General features: G+C 60.2%; 3 protein-coding genes and 1 pseudogene. 2 read left to right on the top strand and 2 right to left on the bottom strand.

Annotated elements, in window-relative coordinates:
* Window positions 1-489: outer membrane lipoprotein carrier protein LolA (locus tag ENZ74_RS31475; protein ID WP_164761381.1), on the top strand; the 489-nt coding region annotated here is incomplete at its 5' end.
* A 93-nt stretch (window positions 490-582) separates the two neighbouring features.
* Window positions 583-792, top strand: a complete 210-nt coding sequence (locus tag ENZ74_RS31470; RefSeq protein ID WP_013530154.1) for a hypothetical protein — start codon at window positions 583-585, stop codon at window positions 790-792.
* Window positions 793-889: 97 nt separating this feature from the next.
* Here ENZ74_RS31470 and ENZ74_RS31465 read toward each other — a convergent pair whose 3' ends face one another.
* Together ENZ74_RS31465 and ENZ74_RS31460 are read right to left on the bottom strand one after the other, a co-directional pair.
* Window positions 890-1,189, bottom strand: a complete 300-nt coding sequence (locus ENZ74_RS31465) for an HlyU family transcriptional regulator (protein ID WP_024505488.1) — start codon at window positions 1,187-1,189, stop codon at window positions 890-892.
* Between the two features lie 112 nt (window positions 1,190-1,301).
* A pseudogene (locus ENZ74_RS31460) lies at window positions 1,302-1,515 on the bottom strand (PadR family transcriptional regulator); the annotation flags it as partial.

Here is a 1,515-nt window from a genome sequence, read left to right as displayed (position 1 = left end):
TCCGGGGACTTCGTCCAGTCGGGTCCAAATGCGGAGAGGACCCGTGGCAGGTTTTTTCTACAACGCCCCGGCAAGATCCGATTCAACTATGCAGGCCAATCAGGGATCAGCGTGATTGCAGATGGCAAATCCCTGGTGGTTTATAACAGAAAGCTGAAGACATCGCGGCTTTATGCTCTCTCGAAGACGCCGCTTAAGCTGCTGCTCGACAATAAGGTCGACTTCTCCGGCAATCGCGTGAAAAGCATCAGGGACGATGGCGCCCAAGTTACCGTCAAGCTGGCCGACAGATCGACCTTCGGCAATTCGAGCATCTCCATGGTGTTCGACAGTAAATCTCTCGATCTGCGCAGATGGAGCCTCACCGACGAGAAGGGACTTACCACAACGGTGACTATATCAAATGTGAAGCAGGGCGTTCGCGCTCCCGAGGGTACCTTCGTGATCGATTACACGGCAAACCGTGAATTCAACACGACAACGAAATAGCCGAAGCCGCGGGCATATTCCCTGGGCCGGAACCAATGCGATCATCAGCGGTTTAGTCCATGAAGGGACCGGAACCGCAAAGGACGCGGCGCAATGATTGAAATTCACAGCATGGAAGCGGCCAAAGCCAGACTGCGTATAAGGAGAGCTGAGCACTCTTTGAAGTGCGCGAACGACTTGCTGGATGAGGAAGGTGGCGTCGCCCTCAATCTGGCATTGTGCAGCCGGATAAGGGCCGCGCAAAGGCACCTGATCGAGGCAAGGGCACGCCTGATGACGATCGATCCCGCCAGGACGAATTGACCCGCTGGCGGTCGCACGTCAACCCCTGAGCGATAGGTCTATCGTGGCGCAAGGCCCGGGCGGCTAAGGGGCGCTCGGTGTGGCGATGGTCCGGCCCTTACCCAAAAACCCGATCGCCCTGCTCGTCGACCAGTTGGATGCCCTTCTTGATCGAGATGTCGACGGCGTCATCGAGCCCGGCAAAGCGGTCGGCGCGGATGAATTTGTGTTCCTTCACCACGCCGTCGATCTCCTTGGAGACGACGCCGCAGGTCTGGTACTGGCCATCGGCCTTGTAGGGCGTGGCGCTGATCAGAAAGCCCTTGTGCTCGACCTGCTTGGCTGGCGCTGCACTCGTCGGCTCAGCCGTCTGGGTTCCGCCGCCGCCACCGCCGAAAAGACGCTTCAGAAAAGACATCGGACTTCCTCCAACAGCATTCATCCCGCACCATGTAGAGTGACGCGGGATGAATTTCACTATCGGTCCTTGGGCCAGCGGGCAAGGGCTGCGTCCGGTCGGCTGGACGAGCTTACTTGTGCGACAGCGCTTCCAGCGCCTCGGCGGCGGCTTCGAGGATGGCGATGGCCTCGGCCTGCTTGTCGGCCGGGGCGTCGACGAAGTCGCCCAGAGCCGCGCGCAGCCGGTGACGGACTGCGCGGAATTCGTCGCGCGCTTCCGAACGATCCCCGCGGCCGCCACGACGCCCGCCCTCTTCGCTCTCGTCGTTCCAGCCGAACCAGTCG

It is taken from the genome of Mesorhizobium sp. M7A.F.Ca.CA.002.15.2.1, from assembly GCF_003998715.1.
Lineage (GTDB): Bacteria > Pseudomonadota > Alphaproteobacteria > Rhizobiales > Rhizobiaceae > Mesorhizobium > Mesorhizobium ciceri.
The sequence above is the reverse complement of the archived record's forward strand: the minus strand, read 5'-3'. Positions and strand labels throughout refer to the sequence as shown.